Below are 19,590 nucleotides of genomic sequence, written 5' to 3'. Positions count from 1 at the left end.
TTTTTACCATCGTTCCGCTGTTTATGATGCGGTTGTCCTTCAATATTATAAGTGCGGTTTACTAATTCGAATTCCATTACTCGAAGTAGCACGTGAAGCCAATATTGTTACAATGATCGCGATTGCAACACCCAAAGCCCCTACCCAAGTAATGGAAGATAGAGAAACTCTCTCTACAAAGATACCTCCAATAGCTGCACCTGCAGCCATCGCCAATTGCATCATTGACTGATTGAGACCTAATAGTATACCTGATGACTCTGGCTCCATTGTAGCTAGGTGATATTGTTGAGTCGGGCCAGAAGACCATGCAGCAAATGACCATAATATTAAAATGAGCAATACTCCAATATAAGAATGCGTAACTAGTGAGAGCAATATTAGCATGATGACATGTAATGTCATTCCGCTAATCAGAGTAAAATTCACACCCCATCGATCGGTACTAAATCCACCAAACTTTGACCCAACTAGACTAGCAATCCCGAATACGAGGAGAACTCCACTCAGCAATTTGTTGCTTACACCTGATATATTTAAAAGGTAAGGGGATAGGTAGGTATAGGCAATTGAATAACCACCAAGCCAGAAAAAGGTGATGGCCAATCCCAACACTACTTTTGGTTTTTTAAAAAGAGCGAGTTGTTGAATTAAAGGTACAGGTTTATCCCCTTGGATTTTTGGAATCGTAAGAGAAATTATAACCATTGCTAATAATCCGAGTAAGGCTATTCCTCCAAATACAGCTTTCCAACCGAAGAAATCACTAGTCATTCTGCCCAGTGGGACTCCAATTATCAATGATGCTGTAAATCCCATTACTACTGTAGCAATAGCGTTACCTTGCTTACCTTTTGGTGCGATTTTTTCAGCAATTGTTAATGCAGTAACGACGACCATCCCCGCCCCAAGAGCCATAATAATTCTTGAAACAATAAATAATTTATACCCAGGAAGGACGAATGCAAGAATATTACCTAGAATAAAAATGCTAAGTGAAAATAACATTAACTTGCGTTTATTCATTCCCGATGTTAAAGCCATTAATACTGGGGTGAAGATGGCATACACAAGAGAAAAAATGGTAATTAACTGGCCGGCTGCAGCTATCGTAATTCCTAATGATTCAGAAATATTATCCAAAATACCAGAGATGATATACTCTGATGTACCAACTAAAAAACTTACAATAGCTAAAATGTATACCTTTACAGTGTTTGACAATGTAGATCACTCCCTATATATAATATATTTACATATCTAGAATTGTTAATATGTATGAACAAAAAAATATATTACGATAAGTCGATTTGTATTTAATAAATGAAACTGAATTCTGATGTATGAATTCAGTTCATTTATTAAATATTTTTTTCTAGAATCTTAGCAATTTTTTTTATGGCATTTTCATCTCTTTTATAATACGTGTATTTACCTATACGCTCTGTCGTAATTAATCCAGCTCGTAGTAGAATTGAAAGGTATTGAGATGCTGTTGATTGCGTCATTTTCAATTTATCTGTTATTTGACTAACACATACCCCTGTAGTATTCATATCAATCCCTTCGTGGGGTGTAAAATGACGATCAGGTTCCTTTAGCCATTGTAAAATTTGCAGTCTTGATTCATTGGATAAGGCTTTGAAAACTTCTATTGGCTCCATACAAACCATTATATCGATAAATAACGATATGTCAACATGTGTTGTTTGAGATCCCTTAAAACTTTCTATTTTCCTTCTTTCTCTCTATCTCTCCAAATTTTGCTCTTTTTCTTTCGTTACTTAACCAAGATCAAATTCACCGTAATAGACAGCATCCACTAGTTCACTTTCTGCTAAATCTAGTCTCAGGTCCAATTCTTTTATCCTCCGTAAAAAAATTGCTAGCAGGAGAATAGACGATTGTTTCAATTAAATAAATTAAGCTAATAAGATAACTAAAGAAACAATAAAACATTACAAGATTTTTGAAAAAAATAGATATATTCATTTTACCTGAATATGTCTAAGTGTCTTACAGTCATATGTGAATTAAATACTTTACATTAAACCGCACTTATTTATGATAAGGCTCTTCGTGATAAATCTAAATGAAGATTTTTAAGTTGATGTAAAACGGCCTTTATTAAATCGCATTTAAGGGTTTTTAATCCTTTTTTGCATAATTGGTTATTCAATTCTTATTATAATAATTTTAATACAATGGGCAAAAATAGAATCGATATTCCTAAAAGATTTGAAATGAGGTGAATTGGTAAATGCTGTTAAAGTATAAAGACTTTTTTTCAATTCTTGGTCAATGGATTTTCTTTGGAAGCATAATTGGTATAGTTATTGGTACGACAACAAATTTTCTTTTAGAGACAAATGATTATCTAGGAGATGATATACGAGCAAAAAGAGATTGGCTTATCTTCCTTCTCCCCTTTGGAGGAATTATCATAGGATACATATATATGAAATACGGAAAGGTATTTTTGAATAATACTTTGAATGACACTGCTGAATTAAATAATCTCGTGATAGACTCAGTTCATGGAAAAAAAGAGGTTCCGCGGAGAATGGGACCTATCGTCTTTTTCGGGACTTTTATCACGATCCTTTTTGGCGGTTCAACAGGAAGAGAAGGTGCAGCTGTCCAAATGGGAGGAAGTGTAGCTGCAGCGGTCAACAAATTTTTTAAGGTAAACAGATTTGACAAGAAAGTTTTAATTATAAGCGGTATAAGTGCTGGTTTTGGGTCTGCCTTCGGAGCACCCATAACTGGTACTGTTTTTGGCATGGAAATGGCTGCTTTAGGAAAGCTGAAATTTGAAGCACTTGTTCCTTGTCTTGTGGCTAGCTTTGTTGGTCACTATATAACTACAGCAGCTTGGGGACATAAACACGAAGAATTTATTATACAAACCGTACCGGAAATATCATCTATTACGTTTTTAAAAGTTATTCTTATAGCAGTCATTTTTAGCCTGATAAGTGTTCTCTACTGTCAGTTGAGGCACGGAATACAAAATTTCTCTGAGAAACTTTTCAAGAAAAACCATATGAAAAGAGCCTTCTTTGGAGGAATTGTCATTGTGGGATTAACTTTAATTGTTGGATCACAAGACTTCAATGGCCGAGGATTACAAATGCTGCAACAAACTTTTTCAGAAGAGGTGCCGCCTTTTGCTTTCCTGGCCAAGCTGGTATTTACTGCGGTAACCCTGGGCAGCGGCTTTGTCGGCGGGGAAGCCATCCCTTTGTTTTTTATCGGGGCAACATTAGGTAATGCCTTACACACGTTCATTGACTTACCTATGTCATTTCTCGCCGCTTTAGGCTTAATCGCGGTTTTTTGCGGGGGTGCGAATACCCCTATAGCTGCTTTCCTGCTGGCAATGGAGATGTTTGATGGGAAAGGGTTAGAGTACTTTTTTGTTGCTTGTTTAGTCAGCTATCTATTCTCAGGATATCATGGGCTCTGGCCTTCTCAGAAAATATATAACCCTAAGAGCAGGTTATATAATCTTCCCCAAGGAGAAACATTAGAAAATGTAAAAAAAAGAAAAAAAAGCACTAAACAAAATTGATTGTTCGGAAAGGGGATTGCTTATGGATTTTCACTTCATATGGAAAGCTATTGTCGTTGTCGTAGGAGGAGTCATAATTTTGAGGTTAGCAGGAAGAAAATCAATCTCACAGCTTACGGTAGCTCAGACTGTCATGATGATAGCAGTCGGATCATTGATTATTCAACCTGTGGGTGACAGGAACATCTGGATTACAATGGTGATTACATTTTTGATGGTAATTACACTTCTTTTTATTGAGTATATCGCTTTGAAATACAATGTTTTTGAGACATTTGTTTATGGAAAATCACTTCTAGTAGTCGAAAACGGCCAAATTAATGAAAGCAATTTAAAAAAGCTGCGGTTAACTGTTGATATGCTTGAAGTACGAATGAGGCAGGAGAACATTCAGCATTTCACTGACTTACAATGGGCAACAATAGAAGCGAACGGTCAGTTAGGATATATGTTAAAGTCTGATAAACAATATGCTACTAAGGAGGATATTCAGATGCTCAAATCACTAATTGAATCAAACCAATCCCGTCCTCAGAATGGATCATCAAAAACTCAAACAATCATGTCAGATAACTTATTTACTGAGGTCAAAAACAGAAAACATAAAGAAAAACCTAAAGAGAATCTGGATTAAGAGCAATTATAAATATTTCAACTTGAACATGATTTGGGGTCGATCTCGTCTTTCCTCTTGGAGATAAAACAGGAAAACGGAATATTGTTTTCCTGCTATGTCAATGTCTAAGCATTAAAAAATCAACTGCACAGATTACCCTCAGCTAAATTTACTCTTCTCATTCCTCACTTACTTATGGTACGGTTCCCCCCGCACAATCCGAAACGCTCGATAAATCTGCTCCACCAGCACCAATCTCATCAACTGATGCGGGAACGTCATCTTCGAAAATGACAGTTTCTCATTCGCACGCTGCATGACGGCGTCGCTTAATCCGAGGGATCCGCCTATGACGAAACATACTTTGCTTTTTCCGTATGTTGCCAGCTTATCTATTGTATCGGCTAATTCTTCGGAACTTTTCATTTTTCCTTCGATGGCGAGGGCGATGACGTGGGCGTCTGGGTTGATTTTGCTTAGGATGCGGTCGCCTTCTTTGTCTTTGATGATTTTCATGTCTTGATCGCTGAGGTGTTCGGGTGCTTTTTCGTCCGCGAGCTCAATGATGTCGATTTTCGCATATGCCTGTAATCGTTTTGTGTATTCGGCAATGCCTTGCTTTAAATATTTCTCTTTTAATTTTCCTACTGTGATAATTGATATATTCACAGGTCATCCCCACCTTAAGAACAAGTTATTCATATAAGTTATCAACAATTGTGGATAAAATTTGTGTATTTTGTGTCCGATCATTCGTTCCCCACTATATATATTGCAGGTTCATCGCACAATTCACAGGTTGTGGATAAACTGTGTGTATGTTCGATTTTTCTGAATTCTGGTGGCTGTTCGTGATCATCTATGTACATGTCTAATACGGTTTCTATGTGTTCTGCACAAGCATATAATGTTTTGTTCATAAGTTTCTTATTCCTCCAATATGTTGTCTGGTTATTCACAAGTGTTTCGCTCATTGTTCAATATAACCGATTTATTCACATGTTAATAGTCTTTTGCCATTTCCCACACCTTTTATCCACAAACCAAACAAAGAAGCCTCCACTTCTGTGAAGGCTTCTTTCTATAAAAATGGATTATAAAATCTTGTTCCTCTAACAAATGTAATCACTAGCGACACGATGAGTACCACACCAACAAACAATAACGCAGCATAATCTGCTTTTTGAAAGTCTTTCGCCGTGAACCATGTGCGCTTTTTATGCTTTCCAAATCCGCGCAGCTCCATCGCATTGCTGATCGTTTCAATCCGCTCCAAGCTGGAGAAAATGAGCGGCATCACAATCGACAGCGCATTTTTAATCCGTTTCCCCAGTTTTTCATTCTTCGATAAATCAATTCCTCTTGCTTGCTGAGAAATCGCTATCGTTCGAAATTCCCGCTGAATATCTGGAATATAGCGTAAGGCAATCGCGACAGCATAGGAAATCCGGTAGCTGACCCCGATTCGGCTGAGCGATGAGGCAAATTCACTTGGATTCGTTGTGACGATAAACAAAAGCGCTGCTGGCATGACGGTCACATATTTCAGCGTAATATTCAATTGATAGAAAAGCTGTTCCAGTGTGACGTTGTACCAGCCTGCAATATGAAACAGCTCATGCTTTGCTCCGTAGATGGCAACTCCTTGCTGGGGCGCAAAAATGTAAATGGCGATGTTGTTGATGACTAGGAAAATCGCCAGGACAATCACCACGAAGGAAATATCACGAAATCGCACGTTCGATAGCTGAAAGAATACGATACTGGCGGCTAGCATAAAGACTAAAATGCCTGTATCATACGTGAGCATCGCTGCGGATGACCAGAGGATAAAGCAAATGAGTTTGGTTGCCCCTGTCAGCCGATGAATCGGCGACGGGCGATCGATATAGGACAGCATGTCTACAGCCATGTCATTCGTTCCTTTCTGTCAACCTCAATGAAGCGATCCACGAGTTCATTTGGATTCGGCCAGTCTGCTTTCAGCGCCAGTTCATACAGCGACGTTTCCTTTAAGCTCGCCTTTTGGACAAGCAGCTGATCTGTCAGCACTTTGGCTGGGGTATCATCTGCGATTTTTTCTCCATCTGAAATGACAATGGTTCTTGTCGTGTATTCGAGCATCAAATGCATATCATGGGTGATCATGAAGATCGTGACACCCTGCTGATTTAATTGCTCTAAAAACGTCATCATTTCTGTGTAATGTTTAAAATCCTGTCCTGCGGTTGGCTCATCTAAAATGATGATTTCTGGCTCTAATACAAGAATTGATGCAATGGTGACGCGTTTTTTCTGTCCGAAGCTGAGGGCTGAAATCGGCCAGTTCCGAAATGGATATAAGCCGCATACTTTTAGAACCCGCTCCACCCGTTCTTTGATGTCGTCTTCCTTTACGCCTCTTAAAACGAGACCGAGTGCGACTTCATCAAAGATCATTTGTTTTGAAATCATTTGATTTGGGTTTTGCATGACAACGCCGATTCGTTCAGAACGCTGTTTGATTGTGTCTTCTGTGATGTCATCGCCATTTAGATGAATTGTCCCTTTTGTTGGCTTTTCAAATGCGCAGAGCACCTTGGATAGTGTCGTCTTGCCTGCGCCATTGGCTCCTGCGATGCTGATCATTTCTCCTTTTTTGACGGTAAAGGAGATGTTGCTCAGCGTGTTTGGTCTTGTCGGATAGTCAAAGCTCAGCTCACGCACCTCTAGTAAATCCTGCGCTGTAATCTGCTCTACTGACGGCTCAGACGCTTCCATCCACTGCTCGATTTTCTCTTTTTCCTCGTCATTTAAGGTGAGATGCTGTAAATTAGCTATCTGATCTCCCGGTGTAACTGGAATGCCTGCATATTTCATGGCCTTTACATATAAAGGCTCGCGCAAATATGCCGCTTCTAATACATTTGAGGCGAGCAATTCATCTGGTGTCATATCCGCTGCAATCGTGCCGTCATTGACGACGATGATGCGGTCGACATGACGGAAGAGGACGTCCTCTAACCGGTGCTCGACCATCACGACCGTTTTTTTCGTTTCTTTTTGCAGTCGATCAATAAGATCGATCACTTCTTTGCCTGTAGACGGATCAAGGCTTGCAAGTGGTTCATCAAACAGCAAAATGTCGACATCGTTGACAAGTACGCCCGCAATGGCAACACGTTGTTTTTGACCGCCTGACAGCTCATGCACGGACGATGCCAGCTTGCCGTCTACCTCTGTTAATCTTGCCGCTTCTTCGACACGTGTTTTCATTTCTTCGCGTGTGACTTGATCATTTTCAAGAGCAAACGCGATGTCTTCTCCAACGGTCAGCCCGATAAATTGTCCATCAGGGTCCTGCAGCACCGTTCCGACGAGCTGTGAAAGGGAGAAAATGTTCTCTTTCTCTGCATTTTTCCCGCCGATGTGAAGACTTCCTTCTATAGAACCTTTATAAGACGCAGGAACTAGCCCATTGATACAATGGGCTAGCGTACTTTTTCCCGATCCAGACGGGCCTGCGATGAGGACTTTTTCCCCTTCATAGATGGTCAGGTTGATATCTTTCAATGTCGGTTCTGCCTGACTGCGATACTTGAATCCGAAATGTTCGAATTGAATCATCGGTTTCTTCATTTATGTGTTCCACCTTGCTTCATGATGTTTCTTTCGATAGACTGCCGCTTTTGCTTCTCGTTTTCGCATAAGCCGCAATGATGATGGTTCCTAGTACACCGACTGTGATGATGTTCGAGATCCCTGCCACGATGCCTTGAACAAATACTTTGTTCGCAGGTTCTGCATAGATCACAATGTCGAGTACAGGAGCAATGACAAACCAGCCTAATGCCTGCGCACCTGCTTGTACGGCGTTGAAAAGCGTGATCTTCTTCCAGCCAAAGTCGCCCTCTTCTACTTTTAAACGGTTAGAAATGAAGCCAATCAATAACCCAACAACACCTGAAACGATAATCCAGCTCCACCAAGGGCCGAATGTGGTGGCATCTTTAATGAGATGACCAATAAACCCAATCAGTGCGCCTGCAACAGGACCAAAAAGCACAGCCATTAATGCAAGGAATGCGTACGATGTCTCAATTTGTGTATTCGGAATCCCAGTTGGAATGGAGACGAAGCGTCCTAAAATGACAAAGACGGCTGCGCCAATTCCGATGGCAACGACAGTTTTCGTTGAAAGTTGTTTACCTGCCATGATGTTTCCTCCTCTTATTCGTATATAATGCGCGGAGCTTTGCGAATCGAAAGGCGCCAGCCTGTGCCTGTACCGATGTTATAAGCCTTTGCAAATGACCCTTGATTGATCGCCACGCCTAAATGATCGAGTGAATTGACATATACGAGTGGTTCGCCTACCTTTAAATCGGCAAAAGATCGTCCATAGGTCATGATATTTTTATACACATTTTTCGGCCCGTTGGCAATGGTAACTTCTATTGCATCGCCGTAATTAATTGAAAGCTGTTCAAATAACGTGTGATGAATGTTTGTCCATAGGTTTCCGAACCTCACGTCTAAAATATCAATCGTTCCTGTAATGACTTCTTCTTTCGCATACGCCTGTACGACTGGAAGGTGAATAATATCATCAATATTCGCCTTTGGCCCAACCTCTTCAAAAGAAATCACACCTGAAGCGATTCTCGCCCCTGTATATGCGTAAATGTCTCTCCCGTGGAATGTATGTGATTTTCCCGACTTCGGCAGCCGGTTAATGGTTTCATCTAAATAACGGGCTTCCACAATGCCAATATCCTGCGCGACGTGCGTGAGTGTCCCGTTATCTGGGGTAATGATATAGTGCGAGCTGGTGGTTTTGACGACAAGACTCTTTCTTTCTGACCCAACGCCTGGGTCAACAACGGAAACGAATACCGTCTCTTCCGGCCAGTATGTGACGGTTTGGAGCAGGCGGTAAGATGCCTCCCAAATGTCATACTGCGGTATATTGTGTGTTAAATCAAAAAGGCGGATCCTGCTGCTCACCGTATTTGCCACTCCGTACATTGCGCTGACTGCTCCATCATCAATGCCGAAATCTGATTGTAAAACCAATGCATGTTCACTCATGTCAATCTCCCTTTCATTTGAAAAAATGGATGTGGTGTTTCACGTGGAACATTTGAACATTTGTATGAAAAAAGTGGACAATAAAAAATACCCCATCCTTATCTTTGAATCATAAGGACGAGGTATTTGTCTCGTGGTACCACCTTTATTTACTGTTTGCTCGCGCTAAACAGCCTCTACAAGTACAAAGCTCCAATCTGGCTCATATACTGTGGTTTTGATAACGAGTACCAACTCTCGTCGTGTCCTACTAATATCATAGATATGTTCAGCACGAGGCTCAGAGACCATTTTTCGAATCATTATTTTTGCTTCTTTTCAGCTGCCGAAGCTCTCTGTGGAAAAATTGATGATTGTACTTTCTCTCGTCATTGCCTGTTTAACTATCTTGAATTAAAGCTATCATACATGATGTTTTTTGATAAATCAAGATATTTTTCTGAACATTTTCAAAAGTGAGTCAACTGATGCTGGAAGAGTCTTCTTTTTATAAAATTTAAACAAATGTTAAAGAGCGAGATATGGTGTCTTTTCTTTCTAGCGGTATAATAAAGATGAAGGGAGGTACAGCGTGTGTGGACCATCTGTATGAATGAGTTTAAGCAGCTCTTCAAAAGCACAAAATCCATTTTAACAATTGTTATTATTTTCATTTTATCTACTTTTGTTTCAACTCTTCCGTTTATTGCTGCTCATCAGGACAAATGGGAGCAGGCAAAGGATCCTTATTCTATTGGGAATGAACTGGTGATGTCGTTATTTGGTTTCTTCCTTATTTTTTTATTGTCTCACGATATTTTGAGCCGAGAAATTCATTTGAAAACCATCCGTTTTCTCGTCAGTAAAACAACCCGTTTGAACATTATTATCGGAAAATATCTTGGGCTGATGCTGTTTTGGCTTAGCTGCATTATGACGACTTACGTACTGAATATGGTGATTTCACATCGTTTTCTGTTCTCTGATGCGTTAAAAATCTTAACCTTTATCAGTGTCGGTATCTCATGTACTTTATTTTTGTCCATGCTCTTTCCAACACCGCAGAAATCAATGTTTGTTGGGATGTTGTTTTCCTTTCTTTTCCCGATCGTCAGTATGATATCTGTTCTTTCTTCAGAACGATTGATTCATTGGTTCCAATATATGACGCCTTATTATTATGCGCGCTTGAGTGAACCGCTGACCTATGTACTCATGAATACAGCATTAACCGTTGTATTACTCATTGGAACAGCACTCCTATTTCAAAGGAGGGATGTCTAAATGCTGCATACAAAAGAGCTCACAAAAAAATATCGGACAAAAGTCGCGATAGATCACATTACCCTTGATGTCAATCAAGGCGATATCTTCGGACTCATTGGACCTAAGGGTTCTGGTAAGACGACGTTTTTCAATATCATTACGGGAATTTCCCGGCCAACCTCTGGTACGTTTACGATGATGGATATGCCTTCATTAAAAAAGGTGAGGCAGCATATCGGTGTTCTGCCTGAATATACGGATTTATATGAAGGGCTCACGGCACTTGAACATATTGCCTACTTATCCAAAATCACCGGGACACGCCAGAAAACGAGTGATTATGAAGAACTGCTCGAATTTGTCGGTTTACATCACTATCATCAGGAAAAGGTCGGTACCTTCACACCTGGTATGAAGAAGCGGCTCGGAATGGCGCAGGCCATCGCCCATCGGCCCGAATTTATTTTACTAGACGAGCCTTTTGCCGATATTGATGCTGATTCGATCTTGCACATCCAGCAGGTCATTGAAACGTTAAAACATGAAGGGAAAACCGTCTTTTTAACGGCTGACCGCCCAAGGTTCACAAATAGTATTTGTACCAAAACGGCATTCATTTCTGAAGGAAAATTAGTGTCCCCCCATACTCATCCTCAAGAAAAAACCATCACATCCTCAAACATACGTGCAACCTTCAAGCATGCGTGGATTGATGATGAGGTGAAACCTGTTCTCACGCAGTACTTACAAACTGTCGGAACAGATCTTGTGATCAGTGATGACGAGACCTCATTGTTGATTCGTTCAGAAGCCCAAGTCCCATCGATCATCCGCGCTTTCGTGAAATGCAAAGTCGATTTATACAGAGTCACGGCTCAGGATGCCATGAGCACTTCATAAAAAAGTACCGTACGCGATCCGCACGGTACTTCTTCTTTTTTATAAAGGTTTACTCATATAGATTCCGGTTTCTGCAAATCCGGTCTTCTCGTACAGTGAACGGGCGATTTGATTGTGAGCAAAGACATGGAGCGAGAGTTTTTGCACTCCTAATGACTTTGCCTGCTCCTCTAATGCAGCAATGGCCTGCTTTGCAAAGCCTTTACCTCGATAAGCTTCGAATAAAATAAAGTTATAAATGAATCCTTCCTGCTGAGGGTGATTCGGGTTATAACAAAGCCAAACCCAGCCAATCGCTTCTTCCCCGTTCAAGAAATTCCATAGCTCATGATGCTCTGTCTGCAGACCTTCGGGAAGCAGCCGATCAAATTGTTCTTCGGCGTTTGCAAGTGATTCTTCCTTTTCCCATGTCCCTGCGAGTACCTTTTCTTCTGCGTACCGCTGAATGGCCTTCTCCATCAATACATCGTAATCCGTTTGTGACATTGGTTGTAGTGTAACCAATTCGTACCGCCCCCTTTCCTCAATCATATGATGAGCATGCGAAAAAAACCAGTCCCATCAAGGAACTGGTCATCCGCCGAATCGGTCGGTTTGAGAAAGTTTGACCTCTACTGATTTTTTCTTTCCGCTTCGGTAAAACTCCATCTTTACCTTGTCGCCGACTTTCTTTTGATATAAATACTTACGAAGATCTACGATATTCTGTACACTCTTGCCATCAAAGGAGGTGACGACATCCAGCTCTTTTAGTCCCGCTTTTCCCGCTGGAGACAAAGACTCGACACTCATCACGACAACCCCTGATGTGACTTTAGATGGCAGCTTCAACGTTTCCTGCCAGTGATAGCTCGCAATATCTGCTAATGATTTCATGCCAACGCCTAGATACGGACGCTTCACCTCTCCGTAGTGCTCTAAATCTTCTATGACAGGGATGACTAGATTCGCCGGGATAGACAGCCCGATGCCTTCTACCTCTGATTCAGCAATCTTCATTGAGTTGATGCCGATCACTTTTCCGTCCATATTGATCAAGGCACCACCGCTGTTGCCTGGATTGATGGCGGCATCTGTTTGCAGTACCTCCGCATTCCAATCCGCCTGTCCGTCCCCATTCGAGTCTACAGGAATCGCACGTTCCGTTCCAGAAATGACACCTTGTGTGACAGAGCCCGCGAATTCAAGCCCTAACGGATTTCCAATGGCGATGACTGGCTCACCTGGCTTCACATGATCTGAATTGCCAAAGGCGGCGGTCTTCTTGATCTTATCACTTTTGACGGTGAGAACCGCTAAATCCATCAGCTGATCGCTTCCAACAAGATTGGCACCAATTCTTGTCCCATCCTGAAGGCTCACTTCAAGCTGGTTGGCTCCTTTGATGACATGGTGGTTGGTCACGATATAAAAGGTATCACCCTTTTTCTTATAAATCACACCTGACCCGCTGCCTGCCTCCCCGCCTTCTTCCCAAAAGCTCGACTTTTGGATATTAATGACGCCGACAACCGTATCCGACATATTAGATACGACTTTCGTGACCGCATCATTGACGTTCACATTGACGGTCTTTAAAGGGCCCTGTGCTGATTGCCCATCTCCATTCTGCTGCCACCCAAAGGGACTGCCGCTCTGTCCTGACACATAGGGGAAAAAGAATCCCATTAAAAAAGCTCCTACCAATACACCGATCAGACCAGATAGGAAATATCCTTTTCTGCTTCGTCTCGGCTTCCACTCTACATCGCGATAATCCACTATGTTTCCTTCCTTTCAGTGAATAGATGATGTATATAGTGTTGGTAAGAAGCTCTTATCTTAATCATACGATTGTAAAAATCATACGGCGCAAAGCGGGGTTGCTTTTTTCGGGTCCGTATCATATAAATCAAAGCCATCCCCGACAACAAAGCCCTTCATCTCAAGCGTCTGCTGGACCGCCATACGGGCTAAATCCTTCATGTTGTTGTCTTGACTCAAGTGAGCCAAATAAATGCGTGAGGTCGCATCTCCAATCACATCTGTCATCGCAAGAGCGGCATCTTCATTTGATACATGTCCGACATCGCTCAGAATTCTGCGCTTAATGCTCCACGGGTATCGGCCCATTTGCAGCATACCGACATCATGATTGCTCTCAAATACAAACGTATTGGCTGACTGAATGATGCCTTTCATACGATCACTCACATAGCCTGTATCCGTCATCAGGGCAAGTTTACGCCCTCCATAATGGAACACGTAAAACATGGGCTCAGCCGCATCATGTGAGACGCCAAAGGACTCAACATCGAGACCACCAAAGGATTGGACGGTTTCCATATCAAAGTGGAATTTTTGCTCTGTGTCAATCTTCCCGATATGAGACTCCATCGCCTTCCATGTTTTCGCATTTGCATAGACAGGGAGCTTGTACTTTCTTGCCATGACACCGAGCCCTTTAATATGATCTGAGTGCTCGTGTGTCACAAAAATGCCGTCCAAGTCTTCAGGCTTGCGGTCGATTTGACCAAGCAGCTCGACCATCTGTTTGCCGCTTAATCCAGCATCCACTAAAAAGGCATGCTCGTCTGTTTCTAAATAAAAAGCGTTCCCCGTACTTCCGCTCGCTAGTACACTGAACTGCAAGCTCATGTTCTCTCACTCCATTGAAGATTTGTCATCTTTCTCTATATGATCAAGTGTTGAGCCATCAATGGCATTGATCAAATATTCTTCTTCTGTCTTTTTCTTTGAACTAACTGATACGCCTTCAAGCTCGACTCGCCATACAGGCACCATGACCTGCGTGCTTGCACCCGGGTATTGCGTATAGTAGCCAAGTTCTACCTTTTTCACGGTCGTGTTTTGGCTCAGCATGTTTTGTGTATATAAGTCCTTCACGGTTTCAAGGGCTGGGACAAGGGTTTCTTTTCTCACTTCATTAATCGACGTCACCATCGACTGCTGATACGACACGACCTCGTTTTGATCGTTTACATCTAAGGTGATTTTCCCGATGGTTTCGGTGTCATCAAGGCCTTCTTGGAAGATGTATTTCCCTTTATACGTTTGGAAAAAGACGATCTTCCCTGTCTCTTCATCAATACTCCACAGCTTATAATTCTTCCCATCCAGCAAACGCTGGTTTACGAGGTTTGTCGCCGCTGTTTTTATATCCTTTTTTGGCAATGCAACGGGTTTATTGAAGGTCATCTCAAGCAGTGTGACAGGATCATCTTTGTCCGTTTTCGGGAATGTGCTTTTCGCCTTTTGATCAGCTAATCCGTCGACATCCTTTTTCGTATATTGCTTCTTTTCAGCTGTAATGCGGTATCCAATCTTCGCTTCATCTGATAGATTGCCATATTTGATCCCATCTGCCTTCATTTCTTCCAGCGTATCCGTTTTTTCGATAATCGCAAAATGATCGGTTGATCGTTTTTCAAAGTATTGAAAACCTAGAAAGATATCGAGAACGAGAAAGGCTAGGATAAAGATCGTTTTGGTCTTATTCCACTCCATTATTCTCGCTCCCCTCTGTCAACAAATCATGCGATAGTATCACGGTTTTGCCATTATATTTCATGCACCATACTGGCTCCAGCCAGACAAACATCGCTTGATCTTGATCTGATGCGGTTGAAGCAGCTTGATAGGCCGGGAAAATTTGTTCAATTTTCTCCAGGTCATCATATTTCGTCTGCTTGACGATTAAGTCCTTCAGCTCTGTCCCGTTCATCAGCTTGACCTGTTCACTCTGACTCGCTTTGTTGCCTAGAATATAGTTTGGACGCTTGTAATTCAAGATGTCATCATTCGCCCACTGTACTTCAAGAGAGGTCATCCCAAATGGATGCTTTGTACTGTTGACGATCGGCAGACCATCCATAAACATATTAAAGGAAAGCTGCTGGTTGCTGTTGATGCCAAAGTATTGATAGTCATCGGTAAAGCTCCCCGTATCATTGAAATACTTCACACTTCGCTTGATCAAATCCCCCGTTTGGAAAACGGTGCTGGAATTGATATTGCGGTGCTGATATTGGATGCGGTGGTCTTTTTGATTGGCTTCAAGACGGCTTGTGCCATCTGTGTACACTGTCCGATTTAAATTAGACTCCTCGCCCACAAGACTCGGGTCCGTAAACAGAGCGTCCTTGAATTTGCTTGTCTTAATCGTTTCGATAAAGAACATTTTCGCTTCAAGCTGCTTTTGCTTTCTCGGAAGGAGGAAATCTCGTTTAGAATTCGCTGAGAATGTATAGAGATCGTAGCGCGGCATCTCGTTTTGAGCGGCTGAGATACTGTCCATTAGATTCCGATAGTTAGCGGATTCTATTGTCAGCTCAAGCACCGTTTCCTTGCTGTATGAAACCAAATAGACTTTCTTATTGGCCTTGTCCTGCTGGGAGAACGGCACAATCATCCGATCAAACGAGTTGTATTCAATGGACTTATTCGGCCATTTAAACAGCGCTTGGAAAATATCAATCGGAATCGAGTCATTGAACACAAGATCCAATGTCTTCCCCTGTCCTCCGCTTCCATAGAAGAAATTCTTAAATCTCTGCTCAGAATATTGATCCGACACATCCGAAATCTCTTTGACATCCCAAAGGCTCACATCATTCCAGAAGTTTTGAAAGAGTTCCTTTTGATCGACTTTAAAGTGCTCCCCATTTGAATGGATGAACATCTCGCGCGGCTTCACGACATCAATGAGACTTCTAGGCTCATCGCTTGAAATCTTCTTCGTTTCCACGACCTGTGTGCCGGCATCTGCCTGGTCCTGCATGACGGGCTGGAACATCCAAATATTCCACGTAAACACAAGACTGATTGCAATTAGGATTGTCAATATTATGGTTTTAAAGGTCTCACGCTTCATCCCAATCATCCTCTTGTTCTTCATTGTACGGAAGGGTAAAGGTCACCGTTGTTCCTTTTCCTTCAATGCTGTCAGCCCAAATATCTCCGCCATGAGCCTGAACCATTTCTTTTGCAATCGCAAGTCCTAGGCCGGTTCCGCCAAGCTTTCTTGTTCTCGCCTTATCCACTCGATAAAAACGTTCAAAGATTTTATCCATATCCTTCTTCGGAATACCGATCCCTTCATCTTTGACGCTGAATAACACAAGGCCATTCTCCTCATCCAGATCAACGGTAAACGTGATATGTCCACCCTCTGGGGAGTATTTCATGGCATTGGAAATGATATTATCGAGCACCTGTGTGATTTTATCTTGATCAATTTCCACGTATATTTCACGCTGCGGCAGATTGCGGATAAACTCGACATGCTGCTCTTTCGTCATTTCAAAACGATCAATGACCAATGAGATAAACCTGATAAAATTCGTCCACTCACGGTTGAATTGATAATCCTTGCTGTCGAACTTAGACAGCTGCAGCAGGTCATTAACAAGCCGGATCATGCGTTCTGTTTCATTTTGCGTGACACTGAGGAACCTTGGCGCAAGCTCTTTATCACCAATTGCCCCTTCGGCCAGTGCCTCAAGATAGCTTCGCATCGTCGTCAGCGGTGTGCGTAGCTCATGTGATACGTTTGCGACGAATTCACGGCGTTCTGCATCAATTTTCTCCTGCTCTGTGACGTCATAAATGACCGCAATTAAACCATCAATCTTCCCATGCTCTTTCTGAATGACTGAGAAATTCACACGCAAAACAGACAGCTGATCTTCGCGTTCAATTTCTATCAGCATGGAATCTTGATTTTCGACTAAATCTTCAAATGTATGCGTGTCCTCGAGGCCCAGTAAGGACGTAATCGGCATCTCTAGAGCTGTTTCACGTGAAACATTTAACAGCTCTAATGCGGGGCTGTTTAATAGAATAATCGCACCGTTTTGATTCGTGGCGATGACGCCATCCGTCATATAGGCAATGACAGAAGAAAGCTTTTTCCGCTCACCCTCCGTCATCAGCTGCGCTTCCTCCAGTTCTCTCGTCAGATGGTTAAAGGTTGTCGCAAGCTGGCCGATCTCGTCATGTCCATATTTTCGGACTTTCCTGGAAAAATTCCCTTTGGCAAGCTCGATCGCTTGCTTTCTCATATCCGAAATAGGATGAGTGATTGTTCTAAAGATGAAGATACCAAGCAGTGCGGTCGTCCCAAGTGCGATCAGTGTGCCAGTCGCCAAAATAGTGTTAATGGTTCGCATTTGGTTAAACACGCTCTCCATCGAAGACACAACATAAATCACACCGACGGTTTCTTGGTTTTCATTTTTCACGGCTGTCGCAGAAATACGCACCCGTTTATTGGATTCTGGGTCATAGAATTTCTTTTCATAGTCTTTGCCGACCGCAAAAATACGGCTAATGATTTGATCAGTGATTTTCTTCCCGGCAATCTCCTGACTGCCATTATTCACAGAGGCAATGACCTCTCTGCTTTCGTCAATATAGCTGACTTCAGAAATTTCATTAGACTCATCTTTGTTGTTAAAGTCGTTTAATATCTTTTGAGCATCCTCTTTTAATTCTGCCTTGCTTTTCGATGAATCTTGTTCTAGGTAATACGATAACGAGTAGATTCGCTGATTCAAGGAATTATCATAGGAATTAATTAAGGACTGCTCTAGCTGCTTCACAAAGTACACGCCAATGATCTGCATGGCGACAATGATCAGCAGCACGTAAATTAAGGTCAATTTGAAGTGAATCGAGCGAAAAAAACCTACTTTATTCATAAGAATCTTAGTCCTGCTCTGGGTTTCTTAAATAGTAGCCAACGCCTCGTCGTGTCACGATCCAGCTCGGGTGGCTAGGATTGTCTTCAATTTTCTCACGAAGACGGCGGACTGTGACGTCCACTGTACGCACATCCCCGAAATAATCGTAGCCCCATACGGTTTGCAGCAAGTGCTCACGTGTCATAACTTGTCCGATATGTTTCGCTAAGTAATGAAGCAATTCGAACTCACGGTGCGTCAATTCAATTGTTTCCTCACGCTTAGACACCACATACGCATCTGGATAAATGACAAGTGATCCAATTTCAATATCATTTGATTCAGATTCTTCCTCTGTCTGCGGCGCAGCAATTTGTCTTCTCAAATTCGCTTTCACACGGGCAAGCAGCTCGCGCGTGCTAAACGGCTTCGTCACATAATCATCTGCGCCAAGCTCAAGACCGATGACTTTATCAATTTCAGAGTCTTTTGCTGTCAGCATGATAATCGGCATGTCATATTTTTTTCTCACTTCACGGCATACCTCAACGCCATCTTTGTTCGGCAGCATAATGTCGAGCAGAATGATGTCCGGTTTGATTTCTTCTACCATTTCAAGGGCTTCATTTCCGTCATATGCACAATGAACCTCATAGCCCTCTTTTCTTAAGTTAAACTCCAATATATCAGCAATCGGTTTTTCATCATCTACGACAAGAATCTTTTTTTCCATTGTGATTTCCTCCTGCATTTTTAGCATCTATGTCATTCCATTTTGCATCTCTCATCAGGCCTTTTCGTTTGAGCAAAAAAGGCTCACTGTCTATTATAACGTTTTACGTGGCAAAGATAAAAATAATAACGGCTTTCTTTTCTAGTAAACGTTGAATAGGAAGTCACCTCTCAAAAAAATTGATGGCTTTTTTCCTTTTTTATTGAAACTTTTCCAGTCACCAATCGTCTATATAGATGTAACGTCTTCTTCTTATGGAGCCGGGCCCTACCTAGGTCCGGCTTCTCCCTTTTATGCCTTCTTTTCATAAGAAAAACGCACCTGCGATTGCAGATGCGTTTGGAAGTGGCTCGGGACGGAATCGAACCGCCGACACACGGATTTTCAGTCCGTTGCTCTACCAACTGAGCTACCGAGCCATCATCAAAAGATGAATATGTATAAATGGCGGTCCGGACGGGACTCGAACCCGCGACCTCCTGCGTGACAGGCAGGCATTCTAACCAACTGAACTACCGGACCTCAGTAACTTGCCCGAAAAAGCAATCGTGGTGCTCCTTCAAGCAAGTGAGGAAAAATTAGCTTAACGCTAAAGTAAATCAATGACCCGTACGGGATTCGAACCCGTGTTACCGCCGTGAAAGGGCGGTGTCTTAACCGCTTGACCAACGGGCCAATACATGGTGAGCCATGAAGGACTCGAACCTTCGACCCTCTGATTAAAAGTCAGATGCTCTACCAACTGAGCTAATGGCTCTCGGTTTGTGAA

19 protein-coding genes, 4 tRNA genes and 1 other annotated feature are annotated in these 19,590 nt (G+C 42.2%); of the genes, 4 read left to right on the top strand and 19 right to left on the bottom strand.

Features of this window, described 5'->3' with window-relative positions; genetic code table 11:
* Positions 1-45: 45 nt before the first annotated feature.
* On the bottom strand, positions 46-1,224 hold the full coding sequence (locus tag C6347_RS00430; protein WP_034660579.1) for an MFS transporter: 1,179 nt from the start codon (positions 1,222-1,224) through the stop codon (positions 46-48).
* Between the two features lie 137 nt (positions 1,225-1,361).
* The gene (locus C6347_RS00425) at positions 1,362-1,664 is read right to left on the bottom strand and encodes an ArsR/SmtB family transcription factor (protein ID WP_045034889.1); all 303 of its coding nucleotides are present in this window, start codon (positions 1,662-1,664) and stop codon (positions 1,362-1,364) included.
* A gap of 596 nt (positions 1,665-2,260) precedes the next feature.
* On the opposite strand from C6347_RS00425, the gene C6347_RS00420 reads away from it, so the two are divergent.
* The gene (locus C6347_RS00420) at positions 2,261-3,574 is read left to right on the top strand and encodes a voltage-gated chloride channel family protein (RefSeq protein WP_106071263.1); all 1,314 of its coding nucleotides are present in this window, start codon (positions 2,261-2,263) and stop codon (positions 3,572-3,574) included.
* Between the two features lie 22 nt (positions 3,575-3,596).
* Entirely contained in the window at positions 3,597-4,208 is a 612-nt protein-coding gene (locus tag C6347_RS00415) for a DUF421 domain-containing protein (RefSeq protein WP_106071262.1), read from the top strand.
* A 171-nt stretch (positions 4,209-4,379) separates the two neighbouring features.
* Here the strand turns inward: C6347_RS00415 and rlmH are convergent, their stop codons facing one another.
* The 6 genes from rlmH to C6347_RS00385 all read right to left on the bottom strand — a co-directional run bounded on the left by rlmH (position 4,380) and on the right by C6347_RS00385 (position 9,260).
* Positions 4,380-4,859 carry a 23S rRNA (pseudouridine(1915)-N(3))-methyltransferase RlmH gene (gene rlmH, locus C6347_RS00410; RefSeq protein ID WP_106071261.1) on the bottom strand — a complete coding sequence of 160 codons (480 nt, stop codon included), beginning with the start codon at positions 4,857-4,859 and terminating at the stop codon, positions 4,380-4,382.
* Between the two features lie 80 nt (positions 4,860-4,939).
* Positions 4,940-5,110 carry a CxxH/CxxC protein gene (locus C6347_RS00405; protein WP_066031484.1) on the bottom strand — a complete coding sequence of 57 codons (171 nt, stop codon included), beginning with the start codon at positions 5,108-5,110 and terminating at the stop codon, positions 4,940-4,942.
* A 161-nt stretch (positions 5,111-5,271) separates the two neighbouring features.
* The gene (locus C6347_RS00400; RefSeq protein WP_106071260.1) at positions 5,272-6,102 is read right to left on the bottom strand and encodes an energy-coupling factor transporter transmembrane component T family protein; all 831 of its coding nucleotides are present in this window, start codon (positions 6,100-6,102) and stop codon (positions 5,272-5,274) included.
* Positions 6,093-7,808, bottom strand: a complete 1,716-nt coding sequence (locus tag C6347_RS00395; RefSeq protein ID WP_106071259.1) for an ABC transporter ATP-binding protein — start codon at positions 7,806-7,808, stop codon at positions 6,093-6,095. Before C6347_RS00395 ends, C6347_RS00400 begins: the two co-directional genes overlap by 10 nt.
* 19 nt (positions 7,809-7,827) lie before the next feature.
* Positions 7,828-8,385, bottom strand: a complete 558-nt coding sequence (locus tag C6347_RS00390) for an ECF-type riboflavin transporter substrate-binding protein (RefSeq protein ID WP_012011871.1) — start codon at positions 8,383-8,385, stop codon at positions 7,828-7,830.
* A gap of 14 nt (positions 8,386-8,399) precedes the next feature.
* Positions 8,400-9,260: an SAM hydrolase/SAM-dependent halogenase family protein gene (locus C6347_RS00385; protein ID WP_034660590.1), complete on the bottom strand. Its 861-nt coding sequence runs from the start codon at positions 9,258-9,260 to the stop codon at positions 8,400-8,402.
* A gap of 110 nt (positions 9,261-9,370) precedes the next feature.
* Positions 9,371-9,641 (bottom strand) — a binding site (T-box leader).
* 192 nt (positions 9,642-9,833) lie between these two features.
* Here C6347_RS00385 and C6347_RS00380 point away from each other — a divergent pair.
* Positions 9,834-10,523, top strand: a complete 690-nt coding sequence (locus C6347_RS00380) for an ABC transporter permease subunit (RefSeq protein ID WP_060597675.1) — start codon at positions 9,834-9,836, stop codon at positions 10,521-10,523.
* On the top strand, positions 10,524-11,405 hold the full coding sequence (locus C6347_RS00375; protein WP_066031483.1) for an ABC transporter ATP-binding protein: 882 nt from the start codon (positions 10,524-10,526) through the stop codon (positions 11,403-11,405).
* A 39-nt stretch (positions 11,406-11,444) separates the two neighbouring features.
* Here the strand turns inward: C6347_RS00375 and C6347_RS00370 are convergent, their stop codons facing one another.
* The 11 genes from C6347_RS00370 to C6347_RS00320 all read right to left on the bottom strand — a co-directional run bounded on the left by C6347_RS00370 (position 11,445) and on the right by C6347_RS00320 (position 19,578).
* The gene (locus tag C6347_RS00370; RefSeq protein ID WP_081311462.1) at positions 11,445-11,909 is read right to left on the bottom strand and encodes a GNAT family N-acetyltransferase; all 465 of its coding nucleotides are present in this window, start codon (positions 11,907-11,909) and stop codon (positions 11,445-11,447) included.
* A gap of 69 nt (positions 11,910-11,978) precedes the next feature.
* Positions 11,979-13,169 (bottom strand): S1C family serine protease, encoded by a 1,191-nt coding sequence (locus C6347_RS00365; RefSeq protein ID WP_374955721.1) that lies wholly within the window; start codon positions 13,167-13,169, stop codon positions 11,979-11,981.
* Positions 13,170-13,247: 78 nt separating this feature from the next.
* Entirely contained in the window at positions 13,248-14,042 is a 795-nt protein-coding gene (locus C6347_RS00360) for an MBL fold metallo-hydrolase (protein WP_034660602.1), read from the bottom strand.
* Between the two features lie 6 nt (positions 14,043-14,048).
* Positions 14,049-14,912, bottom strand: coding sequence for a two-component system regulatory protein YycI (locus tag C6347_RS00355; RefSeq protein WP_060597679.1), 864 nt, complete (start codon positions 14,910-14,912; stop codon positions 14,049-14,051).
* Positions 14,899-16,278: a two-component system activity regulator YycH gene (gene yycH / locus C6347_RS00350; RefSeq protein ID WP_060597680.1), complete on the bottom strand. Its 1,380-nt coding sequence runs from the start codon at positions 16,276-16,278 to the stop codon at positions 14,899-14,901. Before yycH ends, C6347_RS00355 begins: the two co-directional genes overlap by 14 nt.
* Positions 16,268-18,106: a cell wall metabolism sensor histidine kinase WalK gene (gene walK / locus C6347_RS00345; RefSeq protein WP_050944648.1), complete on the bottom strand. Its 1,839-nt coding sequence runs from the start codon at positions 18,104-18,106 to the stop codon at positions 16,268-16,270. The genes yycH and walK overlap by 11 nt, the downstream gene beginning before the upstream one ends.
* Before the next feature lie 7 nt (positions 18,107-18,113).
* Positions 18,114-18,821: a response regulator YycF gene (yycF, locus tag C6347_RS00340; RefSeq protein WP_034660610.1), complete on the bottom strand. Its 708-nt coding sequence runs from the start codon at positions 18,819-18,821 to the stop codon at positions 18,114-18,116.
* A 346-nt stretch (positions 18,822-19,167) separates the two neighbouring features.
* Positions 19,168-19,240, bottom strand: a tRNA-Phe gene (locus C6347_RS00335).
* A 26-nt stretch (positions 19,241-19,266) separates the two neighbouring features.
* Positions 19,267-19,343 (bottom strand) — tRNA-Asp (locus C6347_RS00330).
* A gap of 81 nt (positions 19,344-19,424) precedes the next feature.
* Positions 19,425-19,496: transfer RNA gene (locus tag C6347_RS00325), tRNA-Glu, on the bottom strand.
* Between the two features lie 6 nt (positions 19,497-19,502).
* A tRNA-Lys gene (locus C6347_RS00320) sits at positions 19,503-19,578 on the bottom strand.
* Between the last annotated feature and the right edge of the window lie 12 nt (positions 19,579-19,590).

Source organism: Bacillus sp. NMTD17, assembly GCF_002998735.1.
In the GTDB taxonomy this organism is placed as follows: domain Bacteria; phylum Bacillota; class Bacilli; order Bacillales; family Bacillaceae; genus Bacillus.
Note: the sequence above shows the minus strand (reverse complement) of the source record. Positions and strands in the feature narration are given on the sequence as shown.